Origin of the sequence: Kerstersia gyiorum, from assembly GCF_048595715.1 — a bacterium.
Classification (GTDB): domain Bacteria; phylum Pseudomonadota; class Gammaproteobacteria; order Burkholderiales; family Burkholderiaceae_B; genus Kerstersia; species Kerstersia gyiorum.
This window is the reverse complement of sequence record NZ_CP169556.1, coordinates 3,746,707-3,764,509: the sequence shown is the minus strand read 5'-3', so window position 1 is coordinate 3,764,509 and position 17,803 is coordinate 3,746,707. Positions and strand designations below refer to the sequence as shown.

The following is a 17,803-nucleotide window of genomic DNA, read 5'->3' as shown; positions in this document are numbered from 1 at the left end:
CTTGTCCAGGTTTCAGCTTCCTGCGTCGCTGCGGCAGACGCGCAATTATGTCGATGGCGAGTTCGTTGCCACGGCCAAGACTTTCCATAACATCTGTCCGGTGGACGGCGCCGTGCTGGCGGATGTCCATGAGGCGGACAAGGCGCTGGTGGACCGTGCCGTGGCTGCGGCGCGCCGCGCCGTGGAGGGCGAATGGGGCCAGGCGGATGCCGCCGAACGTGCCAGGTACCTGTATCGGGTGGCGGACATCATCGAACGGCGCTTCGAAGCGTTCCTGGCCGCCGAAGTCGCCGATACCGGCAGGCCGTTGAGCCAGGCGCGCCAGCTGGATATCTATCGCGGCATCCACAACTTCCGCACCTTTGCCGATTTGGCCAAGGTGGCCAATACCGATTTCTTCGAAACCCGGCTGGGCGACGGCACCAGACTGATCAACTACGTCACGCGCAAGCCGCTGGGCGTGGTAGCCAGCATTTCGCCGTGGAACCTGCCCATCCTGTCGCTGACCTGGAAGGCTGCGCCTGCGCTGATCTGTGGCAACGCGGTGGTCTGCAAGCCGTCCGAGGAAACGCCTTCGAGCGCCACGCTGGTCGCCGAGGCCTTCGACGAGGCCGGCGTGCCGGCGGGCGTGTTCAATGTCATTCACGGCTTCGGCCCAGGGTCGGCCGGTGAGTTCCTGAGTACGCATCCGGATATCGACGCCATTACCTTCACCGGGGAGTCCCGCACTGGCACGGCGATCATGAAAGCCGCGGCCGAGGGTGTCAAGGAAGTGTCTTTCGAACTGGGCGGCAAGAATGCGGCAGTGGTCTTTGCCGATGCGGATTTCGAAGCGGCGGTCGAGGGCATCGTGCGCTCCAGCTTCACCAATGCCGGCCAGGTGTGCCTGTGCTCCGAGCGGGTCTATGTCGAACGTTCCATCTTCGATCGTTTCGTGGCGGCGCTCAAAGCCAGGACCGAGGCGCTAAAGGTGAGCTGGCCCGATGACGAGGGCGTATTCATGGGTTCGCTGATCTCGCGCGAACATCGCGAGAAAGTGCTGTCCTACTTCGACCTGGCCGTGCAGGAAGGGGCGACGGTCGTGACTGGCGGCACGGTGCCGGTGTTCGGCGACGAGCGCGACAACGGCGCCTACGTGCTGCCCACCATCTGGACCGGCCTGCCGGACGATGCGCGCTGCATGCGCGAAGAAGTCTTCGGCCCGGTATGCCACATTGCCCCCTTCGACAGCGAAGAAGAAGTGCTGCGCCGGGTCAACGACAGCGCCTATGGGCTGGCCGCCAGCATCTGGACCACCAACCTGTCGCGCGCGCATCGCGTCAGCCCGAAGATCCATGTCGGCATCGTCTGGGTCAATACCTGGTTCTCGCGTGACCTGCGCACGCCCTTCGGCGGCGGCAAGCTGTCCGGCATCGGCCGCGAAGGGGGGCGTTATTCGCTCGATTTCTATTCGGAAACGACCAACGTTTGCGTCAAGGTATGAGCCCTGCGGGACAGACAAACGACAGCAATGGGGAAAGCATGAACGATTCACTGCAGGCCTTGGCAGACCGGCTCTGGGCCGCCCAGCAAAGCGGGCAGCCGACCACGCCGGTGCGCGATGAGATCGCGCGCCTGGCGGGGCATGACGGCGATGCGCTGGCGCTGGCCTATGCCGTGCAGGCGCTGCTGGCCGAGCGCCAGCAGCAGCGCGGGGCGCGTCGGATAGGCCGCAAGATAGGCCTGACCTCGCGCGCGGTGCAGCAGCAGCTGGGCGTGGCGGCGCCGGATTTCGGCGCGTTGTTTGCCGACATGGCATTTGGCGATGGCGAGGAAATTCCCTGGGCGCGCACCATGCAGCCCAAGGCCGAAGCGGAAATCGCGCTGGTGCTCGAACGCGACCTGCCGCACGAGCGCCATACCTTTGCCGATGTCATCTCGGCGACAGCCTATGCCTTGCCGGCCATAGAAGTTGTTGGCAGCCGCATTGCCAATTGGGATATCCGCCTGGTCGATACCGTGGCGGACAACGCGTCGTCGGGGTTGTTCGTGCTGGGTTCGCGTCCGGTGCGGCTGGCCGCGCTGGACCTGGTGCGCTGCGGCATGGTGATGGAATGCCGGGGCGATCAGGTGTCGGTCGGGGCCGGTGCGGCCTGCCTGGGCAACCCCCTGAATGCCGCCGTCTGGCTGGCTGACACGATGGTGCGGTTGGGTTCACCGCTGAGGGCGGGCGATGTCGTGCTGACCGGCGCGCTCGGCCCGATGGCCAGCGTGCGGCCAGGGGATGTGATCAGTGCCGCCATCGAAGGGCTGGGCAGTGTCGCGGCGGTGTTCGCCGCCAGTTGAACAAGGGGCGGCGCGCCAGGGCGCAGCTGCCGGAAATGGAACAAGGCCGGGCCATGAGCAGAGGGGCTGGCAGGGAGAAGTCAACGATGAGTGTGGATATCCAGTCCATTGCTGCGCAGCTTGACGGCGCGGCTTTGCACCGCCAGGCCGTGCCGCAATTCGCGCCGGGCAGTTTCACGCTGGCGCAGGCTTATGACATCCAGCGTGCTTCCGTGGCATGCCGGCAGGCCCGTGGCGATACGGTATGCGGTATCAAGCTGGGTTTCACCAGTCGGGCCAAGATGGTGCAAATGGGGGTCGATGACCTGATCTGGGGCTGGCTGACCCGTGAGATGCGCGAGGAAGAAGCCGCTACCGTTGATCTGGGCAAATACATCCATCCCCGGGTGGAACCCGAGGTCTGTTTCCTGACGCGTCGCGCCATCGACCGCCCGCTCAATGCGCTGGAGGCAGTGGACTACCTGGAAGCCGTGGCGCCGGCGCTGGAAATCATAGATTCGCGCTATCAGGATTTCCGTTTCAGCCTGGAGGACGTGGTGGCCGACAACTGCTCGTCGGCGGGCGTGGTGGTGGGAGGCTGGTCGCGTGATTTCGCCGCCTTGGGCAATGCCGGCGTGCTGGTGGCGCAGGACGGCCGCATCACGCTGACGGGTTCCACGGCGGCGATCCTGGGACATCCCCTGAGGGCGGTGGTTCAGGCGGCCCGCCTGGTGGCTGCGGCGGAACTGAGCCTACCCGCCGGGTCCCTGATCATGGCTGGCGCGGCAACTGCCGCTGCGGCCTTGGCGCCGGGCCAGCATGTGCAGGGGCAGATCAACGGCCTGGGCAAGGTCGAATTCTTTACTGGAGGGCATCAGCATGGCTGACCACAAGGCAGGCGTTATCCAGGGCAAGGCCGTGCCGCGCGGCCGCTTCCCGCATTACCGGCGTGCCGGTGATTTCATCTTCGTGTCTGGCACGAGTTCGCGCCGCCCGGACAATACCTTCGAAGGGGCGCAGGCCGACGCCATGGGCGTGACGACGCTGGATATCCGCGCGCAGTCGCGCGCGGTGATCCGCAATATCGCCGACATCCTGGCGCATGCCGGCGCAGGCCTGGAGGATATGGTCGAGGCGCAGGTATTCCTCGTCAGCATGAACGACTTTGGCGGCTTCAATGAAGTCTGGGCCGAATTCTTCGATGAGAATGGCCCCACACGCACCACGGTGGCGGTGCATCAGTTGCCGCACCCCCATCTGTTGATCGAGATCCGCGCGGTGGCCTACAAGCCCCTGCCAACCTCCCAGGAGTAGGACCATGATGAACTTCAAGTACGGCTATCCGTTGAATTTCCAGAAGTGGCTCGGTGAACACGAACACCTGCTCAAGCCGCCGGTCGGCAACCAGCAGATCTGGGCCGATGGCGACTTCATGGTGACGGTGGTGGGTGGGCCCAACCAGCGCTCCGATTTCCACGATGACCCGGTGGAGGAGTTCTTCTACCAGTTCAAGGGCAACGCCTATCTGCTGATCTGGGACCGTGGCCAGTATGAGCGCGTGCATCTCAAGGAAGGCGACATGTTCCTGCAGGCGCCTCACGTCAAGCACTCGCCCCAGCGCCCGGAGGCCGGCAGCCTTTGCCTGGTGATAGAGCGCCAGCGGCCCCTGGGCAGCAAGGACGCCTTGCAATGGTGCTGCGCGCGTTGCGGCAGCCTGGTCCGGCGCTACGAGATGCAGCTCGAAAGCATCGTGGCCGACCTGCCACCCGTTTATGAACAGTTCTATGCCACCGCCGACGCCGAGCGCACCTGCCAGTCCTGCGGCGAAGTGCATCCGGGACGGGATTTCGAGGCCTGGCACCGGACCCTGAATCAACACTTTCCCGAGCAGTGAGCTGCCATGATTGATATCCACTCGCACTTTTTCCCTTGCATCAGCGCAGCCACTGCGGAGGCAGCCAATCCCGGGCGTGCGCCCTGGCTGCGCATAGATGACGACGGCGAAATCGGCCAGATCATGGTGGGCGACAAGCCGTTCCGGCCGGTCTACCGTTCGCTCTGGGACCCGCAGTTCCGCCTGCAGGAAATGGATCAGCATGGTATCGACATCCAGGTGAACTGCGCCACGCCCATCATGTTCGGCTATGCCTGGGATGCGCAGCTGGCGGCAGACTGGGCGGCACGGATGAACGAGGAAGCGCTGGCCTTTGCCGCCGCCGACCCGCGCCGCTTGAAGGTGCTCTCGCAAGTGCCCCTGCAAGACGTGAAGCTGGCCTGCGCGGAAGCATCGCGGGCGCAGAAGGCAGGCTGTATCGGCGTGCAGATCGGCAACCACGCCGGCGACCGCGACCTGGATCATCCCGACATGGTCGATTTCCTGATCCATTGCGCCAATGAAGGCATACCGGTGTTTGTGCATCCCTGGGACATGATGGGCGGCAAGGAGCGCATGCGACAGTGGATGCTGCCTTGGCTGGTCGCCATGCCGGCGGAAACACAGCTTGGCATGCTGTCGCTGATACTGTCCGGAGCACTGGAACGCATTCCCGAATCCTTGAAAATCTGCTTTGCCCACGGCGGCGGCAGCTTTGCCTATACCCTGGGTCGGGTGGATAACGCCTGGCGCCACCGCGATATCGTGCGCCAGGACTGCCCACGGCCGCCATCAGAGTATGCCCGGCGGCTTTATGTGGATAGCGCCGTGTTCGACGAGGGGGCGCTCAAGCTGCTGGTTGACGTGATGGGCGTGGGTCATGTCATGCTGGGCTCGGACCAGCCCTTCCCGCTGGGCGAGCAGGAGGTCGGTGCCCTGGTGCGCGGCGCGGGCTTTTTGTCGGCGCCGCAGCGCGACCGCATCCTGGGCGCGAATGCCGTTGAATTTTTCGGGCTGTAATACCGGGCTGGGCTGGTGCCGGCTTTCCCGGTACTGTGGCGCGGCCCATTAACAACCATCAATTCAGTTTCCCAGATTTCCCCTTGCAATCGTCTTGGCGACGATCGCAAGGGGTTTTTTATTAGTCTTCCGGAATCAATCTAAGGGTAAATGCTGAGTCGTCAGGTAATGGATTTTGCAATGCAGCACAAATGCGCCATAACAGGGCGCGAAGATGTTCAATTGCCGAATTACAAGGCGTAAACAAACGAAATGCACCGTAGCAAAACAAGTGAATTATTGCGTTGCATCAATTTGGTGCGGTAGAAGAAAAGGTATTCCAGGCGCTTATAGCTGGCGGTCAAAAAATGATTATCCAGGGCTTGCGCGGTTGGCTACATTCAGCTTGCAGACCTTTGATTTTTCAGGAACGTGCAAGGTTTCCAGGCATGTGCAGCGGTTTTCTGAATGGCGCATCGCCGCTCAGGCGGTGTAACGGTATTTTCAATGGGTCTTTTCAATCTGAATGATGTGAACCGGGGGCAATCATGAAGCGGAATTTCTTTTCCAGTATTTCCTTGGGCCGTTTGCTGGCAACAGGCGCAATGGCAGGGTGCTGTGCCATTGCCAATGCCGCCGAGCCAGTCAAAGTCGGTATTGCGCTGGATATCTCCGGGCCTTTTGCCGCATTGGGCGCAGAGGCACGCGATGGCTTTGATCTGGCGATCGAACAATTGGACGGAAAACTCGGCGGTCAGCCGGCGGAATTCATCAAAACCGACTTTGCCGGCAGCCCGGAGCAGGCCACGCAATTGGTCAGGCGCTACTTGCAACGGGACAAGATCGACTTCTTCACCGGGCCGATCGCCTCGAACTCGGCATTGGCTGTCATGCCTTTGCTGGCCAAGGACAAGGTTCCGTTCATTTCCAGTAATCCCGGGCCCAGCCAGTTGGCTGGCAAGCAATGCAGTCCGTACTTCTTCGCGCAGTACCAGAACGATAATTTCGACGAGGCGGCAGGCAGCCTGGCCGACGCCAAGCAGTTCAAGAAAGTGGTGATCCTGGCGCCGAACTATCCGGCCGGCAAGGATCACATGGCAGGTTTCAAGCGCACCTACAGCGGCGAAGTCCTGGATGAAATCTATACCAAGGTCGGGCAGCTCGATTATTCGGCGGAAATCGCGCAGATCCGCAGCGCCAAGCCGGATGCGGTGTACTTCTTCCTGCCGGGCAGCATGGGGATCAACTTCATCAAGCAGTATGTGGCCGGCGGCCTGAAGGACGTGCCGCTGGTGGCGCCCAACACCGTTGACCTGGACATCATTCCTGCTGTGGGTGACGACGCGCTGGGCATCCTGAATACCTCGCAATGGGTGCACGATCTGCCGGTGCCGGCCAACCAGGCCTTTGTCGAAGCCTTCCGCCAGAAGTACAACGGCCGCTACCCCTCGGCCTATGCCGCCATGGCTTACGACAGCATCCTGGCCATGGATGCGGCCGTGCGCGAAACCGCAGGCAAGGTCGACGACCGCGAAGCGCTGGTCAAGGCGCTGGAACAGGCATCCTTCGATTCCATCAAGGGCCCCTTTAGCTACGGCGCCAACCATTTCCCAGTGCAGAATTTCTACCTGCGCGTGGTGGATAAGGATGCGGATGGCAAGTACGTGAACCGCCTGGTTGAAACCGTGCTGGAAAACCATCAGGACGCCTACGTCTCCGAGTGCAAGCTGTAAGCAGGACGGAGGCGGCACATGGATGGCATCTTCATCATCGAGCAGTTGCTCAACGGCCTGGGCTATGGGCTCATGCTTTTCCTGATTGCGGCAGGCCTGACGCTGATATTCGGCATCATGGACACCATGAACCTGGCGCACGGCTCCATGTTCATGGTGGGGGCCTACGTGGCAGCACGGGTCCATGCCGTCAGCGGCTCCTTCCTGACCGGCGTGGTGGCCGGCGTGGCGGCGACTGTTGTGCTGGCGGCGTTGCTGGAGCTGGCGATCATTCGGCGTCTGTACCGGCGTGATCACCTGGCGCAGGTGATCGCAACCTTCGGCATCATCCTGATCGCCGACGATGCCGTGAAGGCGATCTGGGGGGCGGCGCCCATCATGGCGTCCATGCCGGCCTCGCTGGCCGGCCCGGTGACGCTCATGCCCGGGCTGCCCTATCCGGCCTATCGCCTGCTGTTGCTGGTGGCAGGCCTGTTGGTGGCGCTGGGCCTGTACTTGCTGGTGAACCGGACCCGCATGGGCATGCTGGTGCGCGCTGGCGCTTCCAACCGCATCATGGCGGAATTCATGGGGGTGCGCGTCAGCCATGTGTTCTCTTTCGTGTTCGCGCTGGGCGCCGCGCTGGCGGCCCTGGCCGGTGCCTTGATGGGCCCGATCAGCGCGGTGCAGATCGGCATGGGGGAAAGCATCCTGATCCCGTCGCTGGTTGTGGTCGTCATCGGCGGCATCGGTTCGATACGCGGCGCCTTCATCGCGGCCCTGATCGTGGGTTTCATCGACACCGCCGGGCGCGCATTCCTGGCGCCCGCCTTCAAGCTGGTCATGCCGCCTGCCGTCGCGGCCGACCTGGGGGCGGCGCTGGCCGGTGTCGCGGTATACGTCTTTATGGCGGTCGTGCTTGCCATCAAGCCCGCCGGTCTTTTTTCTGCACGCGCGTGAGGGCGATATGACAACTTCTGCTTTCACCGGACAAGCCGTTGCCGCGCAGCCGCGCCAGTCAGCCGGGCCATGGACGCCATGGGTGCTCCTGCTGGCGCTGGCCGTCTTTCCCTGGGTCGCGCCGCTGTTGCAGCTGGAATATTACGTGGGTTTCGTCGAGCGCCTGCTCATCATGATGATTGCTGCGTCCAGCCTCAATTTCATCCTGGGCTATGGCGGCATGGTGGCGCTGGGCCATGCCGGTTTCATCGGCGTGGGAGCGTATGCCGTGGCAGTCATGGTCGAGGCCGGCCATGATTCCGCCTGGCTGATATGGGCCACGGCCATCATCGCGGCAGCGGTCTTTTCCGCGCTGATCGGGCTGGTGGCGCTGCGCACCCGGGGCGTCTACTTCATCATGATTACCCTGGCATTTGCCGAGATGCTGCACTACGTCGCGGTATCCGTGCGTACGTATGGCGGTGACGACGGCTATAGCATCTATTCGCCGCTCAGCCTCGGTGCCGTGTTCGATGGCATGGAGTATGGCCTGTACTGGGTTGTGCTGGCCTGCGCGGCATTGTTGTTCGCGTTGATGAGCCGGATATCCGGTTCGCGTTTCGGCCACGCGCTCAAGGGGGCTCGGGACAATGAAGTGCGCATGGCCGCCATGGGTTACCCGGTTTTTTTCATCCGCCTGGCTGCCTTTGTCGGGGCGGGCGCCGTGGCGGGGCTTGCTGGCGCCATGCTGGCCACCCATGACGGCTTCGTCAGCCCTTCGCTGATGGATTGGACCCAGTCCGCCATCCTGATCGTCATGGTTGTCATTGGTGGCGTCGGCAACCGCTGGGGCGGCGTCATCGGCGCCGGGCTGTGGCTGTCGCTGCAGGAGGGCCTGCGCATGTTCACCGAATACTGGCACTGGCCGCTGGGCATCCTGTTGCTGATCATCGTGTTCTACGCACCGGAAGGCATTGCCGCCCGGCTGCGCTGCAAAAGGAGCGCGGCATGAGCCTGTTCCATACTGAAGGCCTGGTCAAACGCTTCGGCGGTCTGTTGGCGACCGATCACGTCTCGCTGGAAATCGAGCGTGGTCAGATCCATGCGCTGATCGGGCCCAATGGCGCGGGTAAATCCACGCTGGTGAACCTGATTTCCGGCCTGCTGAGCGCCGACGAAGGCCGCATCGTGCTCGAAGGTGTGGACCTGACTGCGCTCAGGCCGTATCAGCGGGTGCGGGCGGGTTTGTCGCGCTGTTTCCAGATCACCAATATCTTCCGCAACGACACGGTGCGCGACAACCTGATGCTGGCGGCGCAGGCTTACGATGGCAGCAGCTTCCGCTTTCTGTCGCTGCGGCAGAACGAGGAAAAATTGTGGGCGCGCGCGGAAGAACTGGCTCGGCAGGTCGGGCTGGGGCATGAGCTGGACCGTGTAGCCGGTACTTTGTCGCATGGCGCGCAACGGCGTCTGGACGTGGCGCTGGCGCTGGCCTCGCGCCCCAAGCTGTTGTTGCTCGATGAACCCATGGCGGGCATGGGGGCGGAGGATTCCATGCAGATGGTGGAAATGATCCTGACGCTGCGCCAGGAGGCAGCCATTCTGCTGATCGAACACGACATGGATGCCGTCTTCAAGCTGGCCGACCGGATCACCGTGCTGGTCTATGGCAAGGTGCTGACCTCGGGCAACGCCGAGCAGATCCGCGCCGACGTACGCGTACAGGAAGTCTACCTGGGCGATGAGGAAACAACAGCCGAAGAGGCTGCCGCGAAGACAGCGGCAGCGGGCGCAACGCCGGAGGTAGTGTCATGAGCCGCGAACCCTTGTTGTCCTGCCGGGGTATCCATGCCGGCTATGGCGCCAGCCAGGTGCTGTTCGATGTCGGCCTGGACATCCATGAGAAGGAAGTCGTTACCTTGCTGGGCCGCAACGGCATGGGCAAGAGCACGACCATCAAAACCATTATCGGTGCGCTCAAGGCGCGTCAGGGCGAGTTGAGTTTCGGGGGCAGGCAGATCGGCCGCATGCGCCCGGACGCTATTGCCAGGCTGGGTGTGGCGGTGGTGCCGGAAGGCCGCATGTGCTTTCCCAACCTGACAGTGGAGGAGCATCTGCTGGCGTTTGCCGATAACCGTAGCGGTCAGCGCGACGGTTGGAACCTGGAGCGCATCTACGAGGTGTTCCCCAGGCTGAAGGAACGTTCGCGCAACCTGGGCGGACAACTGTCGGGCGGCGAGCAGCAGATGCTGGCCATCGGCCGCGCCTTGTCGACCAACCCGAGGTTGCTGATCCTGGATGAAGCCACCGAAGGGCTGGCGCCGGTCATCCGCGAGGATATCTGGCGCTGCCTGGCCATGCTGCGTGCGGCCGGGCAGACGATCCTGGTCGTGGACAAATACGTGCAGCGCCTGCTCAGCCTGGCCGACCGCCATATCATTCTCGAGCGTGGCCGCGTGGCCTGGCAGGGAACGTCGGCGGAATTGGATGCCGACCGCAGCTTGTGGAAAACGTACCTGGGGGTTTGACGGTGCCGGTATGCATGCCGCTTTGCGGATGCTGCTGTGCGAGCCTAGGGCCGCTAGATGCCCAGATAGGCCTGTTGTATCGCCGGGTCCCGGGCCAGTTCGTCGCTGTTGCCCTGCCTGACGATGCGGCCTTCGCTCAAGACGTAGGCGCGGCGGGAAATCCGCAAGGCCATGTAGGCGTTTTGCTCGGCCAGCAGTACGGCCACGCCCTGGTCGCGCAGCTGCGCGATGGCGTCGAAGATTTCCGCGACGATTTTAGGCGCCAGTCCCAGTGACGGCTCGTCGAGCAGCAGCAGGCGCGGGCGGCTCATCAAGGCACGGCCGATGGCCAGCATCTGCTGCTCGCCGCCCGAGAGCGTGCCCGCCTGTTGCGCCAGCCGCTGCGCGAGCTTGGGGAAGCGTTCCAGTACCTGGGCGAAATCCGTCCTGACTTGCCGCGTGTCGTGGCGGCTGTAGGCACCCATCATCAGGTTTTCCTTGACGCTGAGCGGCGCGAAAACCTGCCTGCCTTCCGGTGACAGGGCCAGGCCGCGCTGGACGCGCCGGGCGGCATCCAGACCGTCCAGGGGCTGGCCGTCCAGCATGATGGAACCCTGGCGATGCTGGCGCAGGCCGGCCAGCGTATTCATGATGGTCGACTTGCCTGCGCCGTTGGCGCCCAGCAGGCAGACGATTTCTCCAGGCTGCAGGTGCAGGTCTATGCCGTGCAGGATCTGTGCTGCGCCTATCCAGGTGGATACACCCTTGATATCAAGCATGGCTGCCTTCCCCCAGGTAGGCGTCGAGTACGGCCGGGTCATGGCGCACCTGTTCCGGGGAGCCTTCACTGATGAGCCTGCCGTTGTTGAGCACGGAAATATGGTCGGACAGGCGCATGACGACCCGCACATTGTGTTCCACGAGCACGATGGTGACGCCCTGGCGATTGAGCCCGCGGATGGCTTGCTCGGCGCGCTCGATGGCATCGGCGGGCAAGCCTGCCAGCGGTTCGTCGAGCAGCACCAGCGTGGGTTCCGACGCCATGGCGCGAGCGATTTCCATGAGCTTGCCTTCGCCGTAGCTGAGGGACTGCGCCGGCTGCCAGGCTTTCTCCGCCAGCCCCAGTTGCTCCAGCAGTGCCATGGCCCGGGCTTCGCCGGCGGCATTTTCCTCGCGCTGGCGTCTGGCGTGGCGCAAGGCGTCGAACAGCGTGCTGCGGGTACGGACGTGGCGGCCCACCATGACGTTTTCCAGCACGCTCATGTCCGGGAATATCTGCAGGTTCTGGAAAGTGCGGGCCATGCCCAGGCGAGTACGCGCATGGGGCGGCAGGGTTTCGATGGACTGGTCCAGGAAACGGATGCTGCCGCCCGTGACGGGATTGACGCCGGTGATGAGGTTGAAGAGCGTGGATTTGCCTGCGCCGTTCGGCCCGATCAGGGCATGGATATCGCCACGCCGGACTTGCAGGGACACGCCATCGACGGCGGCCAGGCCGCCGAAATGCTTGCTGACCTGCCGGACGTCCAGAAGGGGCGCGCCGGGGACGGCCTGGCCGGTGGCTTGGCGGGTGGCAGAGCTCGTGGTCGGGCTCATGGCTGGGCTCCGTTCCGGCCGGCAGGCGGGACGGCCCGCCGCCGCGCCAGCCAGCCTGTCAGGCCGCCTGCGATGCCGCCGGGCATAAAGCCCACTACCAGAATCATGGCGGCCCCCAGGATCAGCAGTTCAGTATCGTGGAAGCTGCGTACCAGTTCAGGCAGGGCAGTGAAAATCAGCGCGCCGAAGAATGCTCCCCAATATTGCCCGAACCCGCCAACTGCCACCATGACCAGCAGCAGAATGGAGGTGGAGAACGAGAAGGAGTCTGGCGAGATGAACAGGTTCTGGTGGGCATAGAGAGCGCCCGCCAGCCCAGCCAGCATATTGGCCAGCACGAAGATCGCCAATTTTTGCCGCAATACGGGAATGCCCATGCAGGCGGCGGCGATATCGCTGGAGCGGATGGCCCGCAGCGCGCGGCCGGTGCGTGAGCGTCGCAGGAAGGACAGGCTCAGCATGACCAGGCCCACGACCAGCCAGCACAGCAGGTAGAAGTTGTCCGGCAGGGAGAGATCCAGGCTGCCGAGCATATAGGGCGGGATGCCGATCAGCCCGTTGGGCCCGCCGGTCCAGGCCACCAGGCCGACCAGCAGGACGGAAACGATGGCATTGAAACCCAGTGTGGCCATGGCCAGGTAGTGGCCGGACAGGCGCAGCGTGGGCCAGCCTATCAAGACGGAAAACAGGCCGCAGGCCAGCATGGCGGCCAACGTGCCCAGCCAGGGTGAGACGGCCAGGTGCACCGCCAGCATGCCGCTGGCATAGGCGCCTATGCCCCAGAACGCCGCATGGGCCAGCGAGGTCAGGCCGGTATAGCCCACCAGCAGGTTCAGGCTGGCGATCAGCAGCAGGTTGATGAAGAATGTGCCGCCCAGGCTGAGCAGATAATCGTTGGGCGCGATCCAGGGCCAGGCCAGCAGCAGGGCCCAGAGCACCAGCAGCACGGCAGGGGTGCGGTCGCGGTGACCGAGAGGCGTGGCGTTCATAGCTTGGTGACCTCCGCCTTGCCCAGCAGGCCCTGTGGCCGCAGTACCAGGACCAGCAGCAGCACCAGGAAGGCGGCGGCATCTTTGAATTGTGAGGTGATGAAGCCGCTGACCAGCGCTTCCAGCAGGCCCAGCAGCAGGCCGCCCAGCGTGGCGCCGAACAGGCTGCCCAGGCCGCCTAGCATGGCTGCGCTGAAGCCTTTGAACCCCAGCATGGCGCCGCTGTCGTAGGACATCAGCGTGAGCGGCGTGATGATGGTGCCTGCCAGCCCGCCGACGGCGGCGGCGATGATGAAGGAGCCGAGTACGACACGGTGGTGGCGGATGCCGACCAGCGCGGCTGCGGCCGGATTGGCGGCGGCTGCGCGCATGGCGCAGCCCCAGCGGGTATGGTTGAAGAACAGCTGCGCCAGGATCATGAACACCAGGGTGATGCCCAGTATCCATAGCGTTTGCGTGGCAACGCTGGCGCCCCAGAGCGGCACGAAGGCTGTTTGCGACAGGCCGGGGTAGCCCACCGGGTTCTTGCCCAGGCTCAGCATCACCAGGCTCTTGGACAGCAGGGCGATACCGACGGTAACCAGGGTAATGGCGAACGGGGTCTGGTTCAGCAGCGGCCGGATCAGCAGCCGTTCGGTCAACCCGCCGATGACGGCCACGGCCAGCCCGGCGAGCAGGCAGGCCTGCCAGACGGGCATCTGGGCATCATTGAAGCAAAAGGCGGCGAGCAGGCCGCCCATCATGACCCATTCGCCCTGCGCGAAATTCAACGCGCCGGTGCTCTTGAAAATGATGTTGAAGCCGACGGCGATCAGGGCATAGATACTGCCTGTGCCCAGACCGGAAAGAATGATTTGCAGGGTGGAACTGTCCACGGTGGCAATCCTGACATGTGGGGCCATGCCCCGGCCTGCCGCGTGCAGCCGGCCGGGGCATGGCGGCAAGGCCGGTAGCGGCCCTGCGCGGTTACTGATAGTCGTGCAGGCGGAAGGCGCCGTCTTCCCAGTTGATCAGGACGATGTCACTCTTGGACAGCCCGGAATGGCGCTCCGGCGAAAAGTTGAAGCTGCCGCCCACGCCATGGAAATCCTGGATCTGTTCCAGGGCCTGCCGCGTCTTTTCCTTGTCGCCCTGGCTGGTTTGCAGCGCGTGGCGCGCCAGTTGGATGGCGTCATAGGTTTGCGCTACATACTGGTTGGGCTTGCGGCCGTACCTGGCTTCGAACTTGCGCGTCAATTCCTCGATGGCAGCCTTCTGGCTGTCGCTGTCCGGCAGGTCGGCCCCGACAGGGAATTTCACCGAAACCAGCAGGACGTTGCTGGCGCTATCGCCCGCCAGCTCCATGTATTTCTGCGACACGAAGCCGTAGCTGTGGATCAGCTCGCGGTCTGTCAGGCCCAACTGCGTCGCCTGCTTGTTGAAGATGACGCCGGCGGGTGTCACGGTCCAGCACAGGACGGCCTGCGCATCGCTGTTCTTGATGCGTGTCAGTTGCGGCGTCAGGTCGGTATCGCTGGGGGCGAAGGCTTCGAAGCTGACCGTCAGTCCCAGTTCGGGGGCCAGGCGCTTGAGTTCTTCGGCTGCGGCCTGGCCGAAACCGCTGGTGTCATGCAGCAGCGCGACGCGGGTAATGCCTTTCTTGTCGAAGTAGTCCTTCAGGCGTTCGAACACTTGGCGGTCGTCCACCGTGCTTTTGAATGCCCAGGGCCGTTGCGCCACCGGATCGACGATGGACAGCGCGCCTTCCGTGGAAATGAAAGGGGTTTTGGCCTGGGCGCTCAAGGGCACCATCGCCAGCGCGATGCCGCTCATGTTGCCGCCGCCGACGATGATGTCCACCTTGTCCTGGGATAGCAGGCGGCGGGTGGCTGTCAGGGCCTTGTTGGTCTGGCTCTCGGCGTCGTAGAAGACCCACTGCACCGGGTGGCCGTCTATGCCGCCTGCCGCATTGATTTCTTCGATGGCGATTTCCATCCCGGCCTTCATGTCTTCGCCCAGGAAGGCGGCGGGGCCGGTGGTCGAAAGGATCGTGCCGATGCGGTAGGTGTCGGCAGCCATGGCAGAAGCGCCGAAGGCGAGGGTGGTGGCCAGCAGGCCGCGCAGCAGGAATTTGTAGGACATGGCTAGGACCGAAGGAAAAGGCAGGGAACGGCGGGCAGGCGCCCGGTCAGGCAAGGACGCGCAAGGTAACGGGGGCGCCCCGGGAAAGCGAACCGTAGATCGGACACACATCGGTGAAGACCCGCACCAGTTCCTCCGCCTGGGCTTGTGTCAGGCCGGAGAAGCGGTACTTGAGCTCGATATAGCGGTAGTGGCCGGGGCGGGTTTCATCGGCTTCGCACTGGGCGTGGATCTCCAGCCCGTAATGCAGCCAGCCCCGGCGCCGTGCTTCGTCGTCGATGACGGCGTGGGAACAGGTCTGCAGTGCGCCCAGCAGTAATTCGGCGGCTTGCCAGGCCTGGCCCTGGCCGCCACGGCCGGGGGAGGCATCGACCACCAGGTGCTGGTCGCGGGCGTTGAGCAGGAAGCGGCCGGCCTGGGCCGAAAGTCGGCTGGTGCTGTCTATGGTTGCCATGGTGCTTCCTGTGTTCAGCGGCGTTCCGGGCGAGCCAGCCCGAGATGGTCACGCAGCGTCGTGCCCTTGTATTCCTTGCGGAACAGGCCCAGGTCCTGCAACTGCGGGATGACCAGGCGCACGAAGCTTTCCAGGCCGCCGGGAAGATAGGGCACCTGGATCATGAAGCCGTCGCAGGCGCGGGCCTCGTACCAGTGGCGCAGGTTCTCCGTCACTTTGTCGGCTGCGCCGACGAAATCGCGCAACGGGCCGATGCCATAGCGGTGGCCCAGTTCGCGCAGGCCGATGCCGCTGCGGCGCGTGAGCTCCGCCACTTCCTTGTAATGGCCCTGCACCCCGGGGACATCCAGTTCCGGCAGGACGGCGTCCTGTTCGAACTGGGACAGGTCTATGTCCAGGTGGTAGGAGAGCGTGGAGAGCCCGGCATCCGGGTCGGTCAGGTCCTTGAGCAGCCGTTCCTGTTCCAGGGCGATGGTTTCGGTCTCGCCGACGATGGGCACGATGCCCGGCAGGATCTTCAGCGTGTCCGGGTCGCGGCCATGGCTGCGTGCGCGTTCCTTCATTTCGGCATAGAACGCCTGGGCGGAATCCAGCGAGGAATGGGTGACGAAAATCACATCGGCCCAGCGTGCGGCGAAATCGCGGCCACGGCCGGAGGCGCCGGCCTGAATGAAGACCGGGCGGCCTTGCGGCGGACGGCTGACATTCAGCGGGCCCTGCACCGAAAACCACTTGCCCTGGTGGTCGATAGAACGAACCTTGGCGGGGTCGGCAAACAGCGGCCCTTGCTTGTCCAGCACCAGGGCGTCGTCCGCCCAGCTGTCCCACAGCTCACAGGCCACTTCCACGAATTCTTCCGCGCGGTCATAGCGCTCGTCGCGGCTGAGCTGGTCCTGGCGGCCGAAGTTGGCTGCCTCGGCCTGCTGGAACGACGTCACGATATTCCAGGCGGAGCGGCCGGCGCTCAGGTGGTCCAGCGTGGCCAGCGAACGCGCCACGGTATATGGATCGAAATAGGAGGTCGAAATCGTACTGGCCAGGCCCAGATGGCGCGTGTTGCCGGCAATGAGCGCCAGCACTGTCATCGGGTCCAGCCGCAACGCGCCCAGCGCGCCGAACTTGAGCTGGCTTTCCAGGCTGCCGCCGTGGCGCCGGGGAATTGCCAGGATATCCGCCAGGAACAGCATGTCGAAGCGGCCCTGCTCGAGCAGTTGGCCGAGCTGGGTGTAATAGCTTGCGGAGAGCAGATGGGTGTCGGCAGCAGGGTGGCGCCAGCCGCCATGAACGCCGGAAACCGGCCCGGCAAGTGCAAACGCTGCCAAATGCATGGCCGAATCGCGGGAGGTAGTCATGGGAAAGCCTGAAAGCGTAAAAGCGGCGTGCCGGGGCCATTTCACGACCGGAAAAGACAGGTCTGGCTCGGTGCGGTGAGCGTTGCGCAGGCGGGCACGGATGAACTGGAACCGATCATATCAACGGCCAGCTTTTGCAATCAGACGGAGTGGAAATAAGAAAATATAGAACTGTTATGTACTGACTTTTTGTTATATGAATCAGCTGCTTGGCCTGACAGGGGCGCATGCCGGACGATCCGGCAAGAGGCAACGATGCACGATTTTCAGGCCAGACAGGCCGTGCACAGGCCGGTGAGCTGTTGCAAGGTTGCGCGTACCCGCTGCATGGCTTCGGTCATGCGGCATGTTTTCATGCCATGGAATCAATTCCGATATCAATGATTGCCTGGCTGGCAAGATAATGATCCCAAACTGGCAATTTCCAATCTGCGTATCTGTCTTGTCGTCATTTTCTGGGAGATACATTCCTGGAAATTCCCTGCGTGGCGAGGAACGAAAATCTTCGGAAATAATTGCCGTTGAAATGGCAGCGGTATCTTTCGGGCTGTACTGATCTCAGTGAGTTGAAAAAGATAATGGGTTTCACTTGCCTGGTGAACCGGCTATTTTGTTCTGGATACGGGAATCAGTCATTGTCGGTATACCGGTGACGCGTCTGGCAGAAGGACTGACGGCAAAGCCTGTCATCTCGTCAGGCAGGGCTGAGGAAGGTGCCTTGAACTGCGTTTCGGCCGCATGGGCGCAGTGAGTTGGTGCGGTGAAGGCAGCTTGAGATTCACTGGTGAAACGGCAGCCGTGTCAGTGTCGTTTCATGAAGTTTCAGTAAGTTCCCGGATATTTTCCGGCCTTTTTGATTTGTGTCATGAATTGACGCTTGTTTATCTGGAAATCTCGGCGTTCAGGTCGTTGTGAATATTTCTGGAATACTGTTTTTATTAAAATTGCGACAGGTTG

General features: G+C 63.2%; 18 protein-coding genes. 11 read left to right on the top strand and 7 right to left on the bottom strand.

Annotated elements, in window-relative coordinates; genetic code table 11:
• The first annotated feature begins 1 nt into the window (after nt 1).
• From ACEW7X_RS16575 to ACEW7X_RS16525, 11 genes are all read left to right on the top strand, one after another.
• Entirely contained in the window at nt 2-1,483 is a 1,482-nt protein-coding gene (locus tag ACEW7X_RS16575) for a 2-hydroxymuconic semialdehyde dehydrogenase (RefSeq protein ID WP_068373253.1), read from the top strand.
• Between the two features lie 38 nt (nt 1,484-1,521).
• The gene (locus tag ACEW7X_RS16570) at nt 1,522-2,325 is read left to right on the top strand and encodes a 2-keto-4-pentenoate hydratase (protein WP_068373249.1); all 804 of its coding nucleotides are present in this window, start codon (nt 1,522-1,524) and stop codon (nt 2,323-2,325) included.
• A gap of 86 nt (nt 2,326-2,411) precedes the next feature.
• Nucleotides 2,412-3,191 carry a 2-keto-4-pentenoate hydratase gene (locus ACEW7X_RS16565; protein ID WP_127775429.1) on the top strand — a complete coding sequence of 260 codons (780 nt, stop codon included), beginning with the start codon at nt 2,412-2,414 and terminating at the stop codon, nt 3,189-3,191.
• Nucleotides 3,184-3,618, top strand: a complete 435-nt coding sequence (locus ACEW7X_RS16560; RefSeq protein WP_068373243.1) for a RidA family protein — start codon at nt 3,184-3,186, stop codon at nt 3,616-3,618. Before ACEW7X_RS16565 ends, ACEW7X_RS16560 begins: the two co-directional genes overlap by 8 nt.
• Nucleotides 3,619-3,622: 4 nt before the next feature.
• Entirely contained in the window at nt 3,623-4,198 is a 576-nt protein-coding gene (locus tag ACEW7X_RS16555; RefSeq protein WP_068373239.1) for a 3-hydroxyanthranilate 3,4-dioxygenase, read from the top strand.
• 6 nt (nt 4,199-4,204) lie between these two features.
• A complete protein-coding gene (locus tag ACEW7X_RS16550) occupies nt 4,205-5,197 on the top strand; it encodes an amidohydrolase family protein (RefSeq protein WP_068373236.1) in 993 nt (330 codons plus the stop codon).
• A 527-nt stretch (nt 5,198-5,724) separates the two neighbouring features.
• Nucleotides 5,725-6,909, top strand: coding sequence for an ABC transporter substrate-binding protein (locus ACEW7X_RS16545; protein WP_415777461.1), 1,185 nt, complete (start codon nt 5,725-5,727; stop codon nt 6,907-6,909).
• A gap of 18 nt (nt 6,910-6,927) precedes the next feature.
• A complete protein-coding gene (locus ACEW7X_RS16540) occupies nt 6,928-7,848 on the top strand; it encodes a branched-chain amino acid ABC transporter permease (RefSeq protein WP_068373233.1) in 921 nt (306 codons plus the stop codon).
• A gap of 7 nt (nt 7,849-7,855) precedes the next feature.
• On the top strand, nt 7,856-8,839 hold the full coding sequence (locus ACEW7X_RS16535) for a branched-chain amino acid ABC transporter permease (RefSeq protein WP_127775427.1): 984 nt from the start codon (nt 7,856-7,858) through the stop codon (nt 8,837-8,839).
• Nucleotides 8,836-9,642, top strand: coding sequence for an ABC transporter ATP-binding protein (locus ACEW7X_RS16530; RefSeq protein ID WP_130486373.1), 807 nt, complete (start codon nt 8,836-8,838; stop codon nt 9,640-9,642). The genes ACEW7X_RS16535 and ACEW7X_RS16530 overlap by 4 nt, the downstream gene beginning before the upstream one ends.
• Nucleotides 9,639-10,355 carry an ABC transporter ATP-binding protein gene (locus tag ACEW7X_RS16525; RefSeq protein WP_068373224.1) on the top strand — a complete coding sequence of 239 codons (717 nt, stop codon included), beginning with the start codon at nt 9,639-9,641 and terminating at the stop codon, nt 10,353-10,355. Before ACEW7X_RS16530 ends, ACEW7X_RS16525 begins: the two co-directional genes overlap by 4 nt.
• A gap of 53 nt (nt 10,356-10,408) precedes the next feature.
• On the opposite strand, the gene ACEW7X_RS16520 is transcribed toward ACEW7X_RS16525, so the two are convergent.
• From ACEW7X_RS16520 to ACEW7X_RS16490, 7 genes are all read right to left on the bottom strand, one after another.
• Entirely contained in the window at nt 10,409-11,113 is a 705-nt protein-coding gene (locus ACEW7X_RS16520; protein WP_068373221.1) for an ABC transporter ATP-binding protein, read from the bottom strand.
• On the bottom strand, nt 11,106-11,930 hold the full coding sequence (locus ACEW7X_RS16515) for an ABC transporter ATP-binding protein (protein ID WP_127775424.1): 825 nt from the start codon (nt 11,928-11,930) through the stop codon (nt 11,106-11,108). Before ACEW7X_RS16515 ends, ACEW7X_RS16520 begins: the two co-directional genes overlap by 8 nt.
• Nucleotides 11,927-12,919 carry a branched-chain amino acid ABC transporter permease gene (locus ACEW7X_RS16510; RefSeq protein ID WP_278859278.1) on the bottom strand — a complete coding sequence of 331 codons (993 nt, stop codon included), beginning with the start codon at nt 12,917-12,919 and terminating at the stop codon, nt 11,927-11,929. Before ACEW7X_RS16510 ends, ACEW7X_RS16515 begins: the two co-directional genes overlap by 4 nt.
• Nucleotides 12,916-13,794 carry a branched-chain amino acid ABC transporter permease gene (locus tag ACEW7X_RS16505; RefSeq protein WP_238591417.1) on the bottom strand — a complete coding sequence of 293 codons (879 nt, stop codon included), beginning with the start codon at nt 13,792-13,794 and terminating at the stop codon, nt 12,916-12,918. Before ACEW7X_RS16505 ends, ACEW7X_RS16510 begins: the two co-directional genes overlap by 4 nt.
• 91 nt (nt 13,795-13,885) lie before the next feature.
• Nucleotides 13,886-15,040 (bottom strand): ABC transporter substrate-binding protein, encoded by a 1,155-nt coding sequence (locus ACEW7X_RS16500; protein ID WP_165389928.1) that lies wholly within the window; start codon nt 15,038-15,040, stop codon nt 13,886-13,888.
• A gap of 46 nt (nt 15,041-15,086) precedes the next feature.
• A complete protein-coding gene (locus ACEW7X_RS16495; RefSeq protein ID WP_068373207.1) occupies nt 15,087-15,494 on the bottom strand; it encodes an OsmC family protein in 408 nt (135 codons plus the stop codon).
• Between the two features lie 14 nt (nt 15,495-15,508).
• Nucleotides 15,509-16,846, bottom strand: coding sequence for an LLM class flavin-dependent oxidoreductase (locus ACEW7X_RS16490; RefSeq protein ID WP_415359060.1), 1,338 nt, complete (start codon nt 16,844-16,846; stop codon nt 15,509-15,511).
• Nucleotides 16,847-17,803 lie beyond the last annotated feature (957 nt).

Excerpts from the sequence above, each read along its gene's own strand:
- ACEW7X_RS16570 (WP_068373249.1), top strand. The coding sequence starts at position 1,522 with ATGAACGATTCACTGCAGGCCTTGGCAGACCGGCTCTGGGCCGCCCAG.
- ACEW7X_RS16565 (WP_127775429.1), top strand. The coding sequence starts at position 2,412 with ATGAGTGTGGATATCCAGTCCATTGCTGCGCAGCTTGACGGCGCGGCT.
- ACEW7X_RS16560 (WP_068373243.1), top strand. The coding sequence starts at position 3,184 with ATGGCTGACCACAAGGCAGGCGTTATCCAGGGCAAGGCCGTGCCGCGC.
- ACEW7X_RS16555 (WP_068373239.1), top strand. The coding sequence starts at position 3,623 with ATGATGAACTTCAAGTACGGCTATCCGTTGAATTTCCAGAAGTGGCTC.
- ACEW7X_RS16550 (WP_068373236.1), top strand. The coding sequence starts at position 4,205 with ATGATTGATATCCACTCGCACTTTTTCCCTTGCATCAGCGCAGCCACT.
- ACEW7X_RS16545 (WP_415777461.1), top strand. The coding sequence starts at position 5,725 with ATGAAGCGGAATTTCTTTTCCAGTATTTCCTTGGGCCGTTTGCTGGCA.
- ACEW7X_RS16540 (WP_068373233.1), top strand. The coding sequence starts at position 6,928 with ATGGATGGCATCTTCATCATCGAGCAGTTGCTCAACGGCCTGGGCTAT.
- ACEW7X_RS16535 (WP_127775427.1), top strand. The coding sequence starts at position 7,856 with ATGACAACTTCTGCTTTCACCGGACAAGCCGTTGCCGCGCAGCCGCGC.
- ACEW7X_RS16530 (WP_130486373.1), top strand. The coding sequence starts at position 8,836 with ATGAGCCTGTTCCATACTGAAGGCCTGGTCAAACGCTTCGGCGGTCTG.
- ACEW7X_RS16525 (WP_068373224.1), top strand. The coding sequence starts at position 9,639 with ATGAGCCGCGAACCCTTGTTGTCCTGCCGGGGTATCCATGCCGGCTAT.
- ACEW7X_RS16520 (WP_068373221.1), bottom strand. The coding sequence starts at position 11,113 with ATGCTTGATATCAAGGGTGTATCCACCTGGATAGGCGCAGCACAGATC.
- ACEW7X_RS16515 (WP_127775424.1), bottom strand. The coding sequence starts at position 11,930 with ATGAGCCCGACCACGAGCTCTGCCACCCGCCAAGCCACCGGCCAGGCC.
- ACEW7X_RS16510 (WP_278859278.1), bottom strand. The coding sequence starts at position 12,919 with ATGAACGCCACGCCTCTCGGTCACCGCGACCGCACCCCTGCCGTGCTG.
- ACEW7X_RS16500 (WP_165389928.1), bottom strand. The coding sequence starts at position 15,040 with ATGTCCTACAAATTCCTGCTGCGCGGCCTGCTGGCCACCACCCTCGCC.
- ACEW7X_RS16495 (WP_068373207.1), bottom strand. The coding sequence starts at position 15,494 with ATGGCAACCATAGACAGCACCAGCCGACTTTCGGCCCAGGCCGGCCGC.
- ACEW7X_RS16490 (WP_415359060.1), bottom strand. The coding sequence starts at position 16,846 with ATGACTACCTCCCGCGATTCGGCCATGCATTTGGCAGCGTTTGCACTT.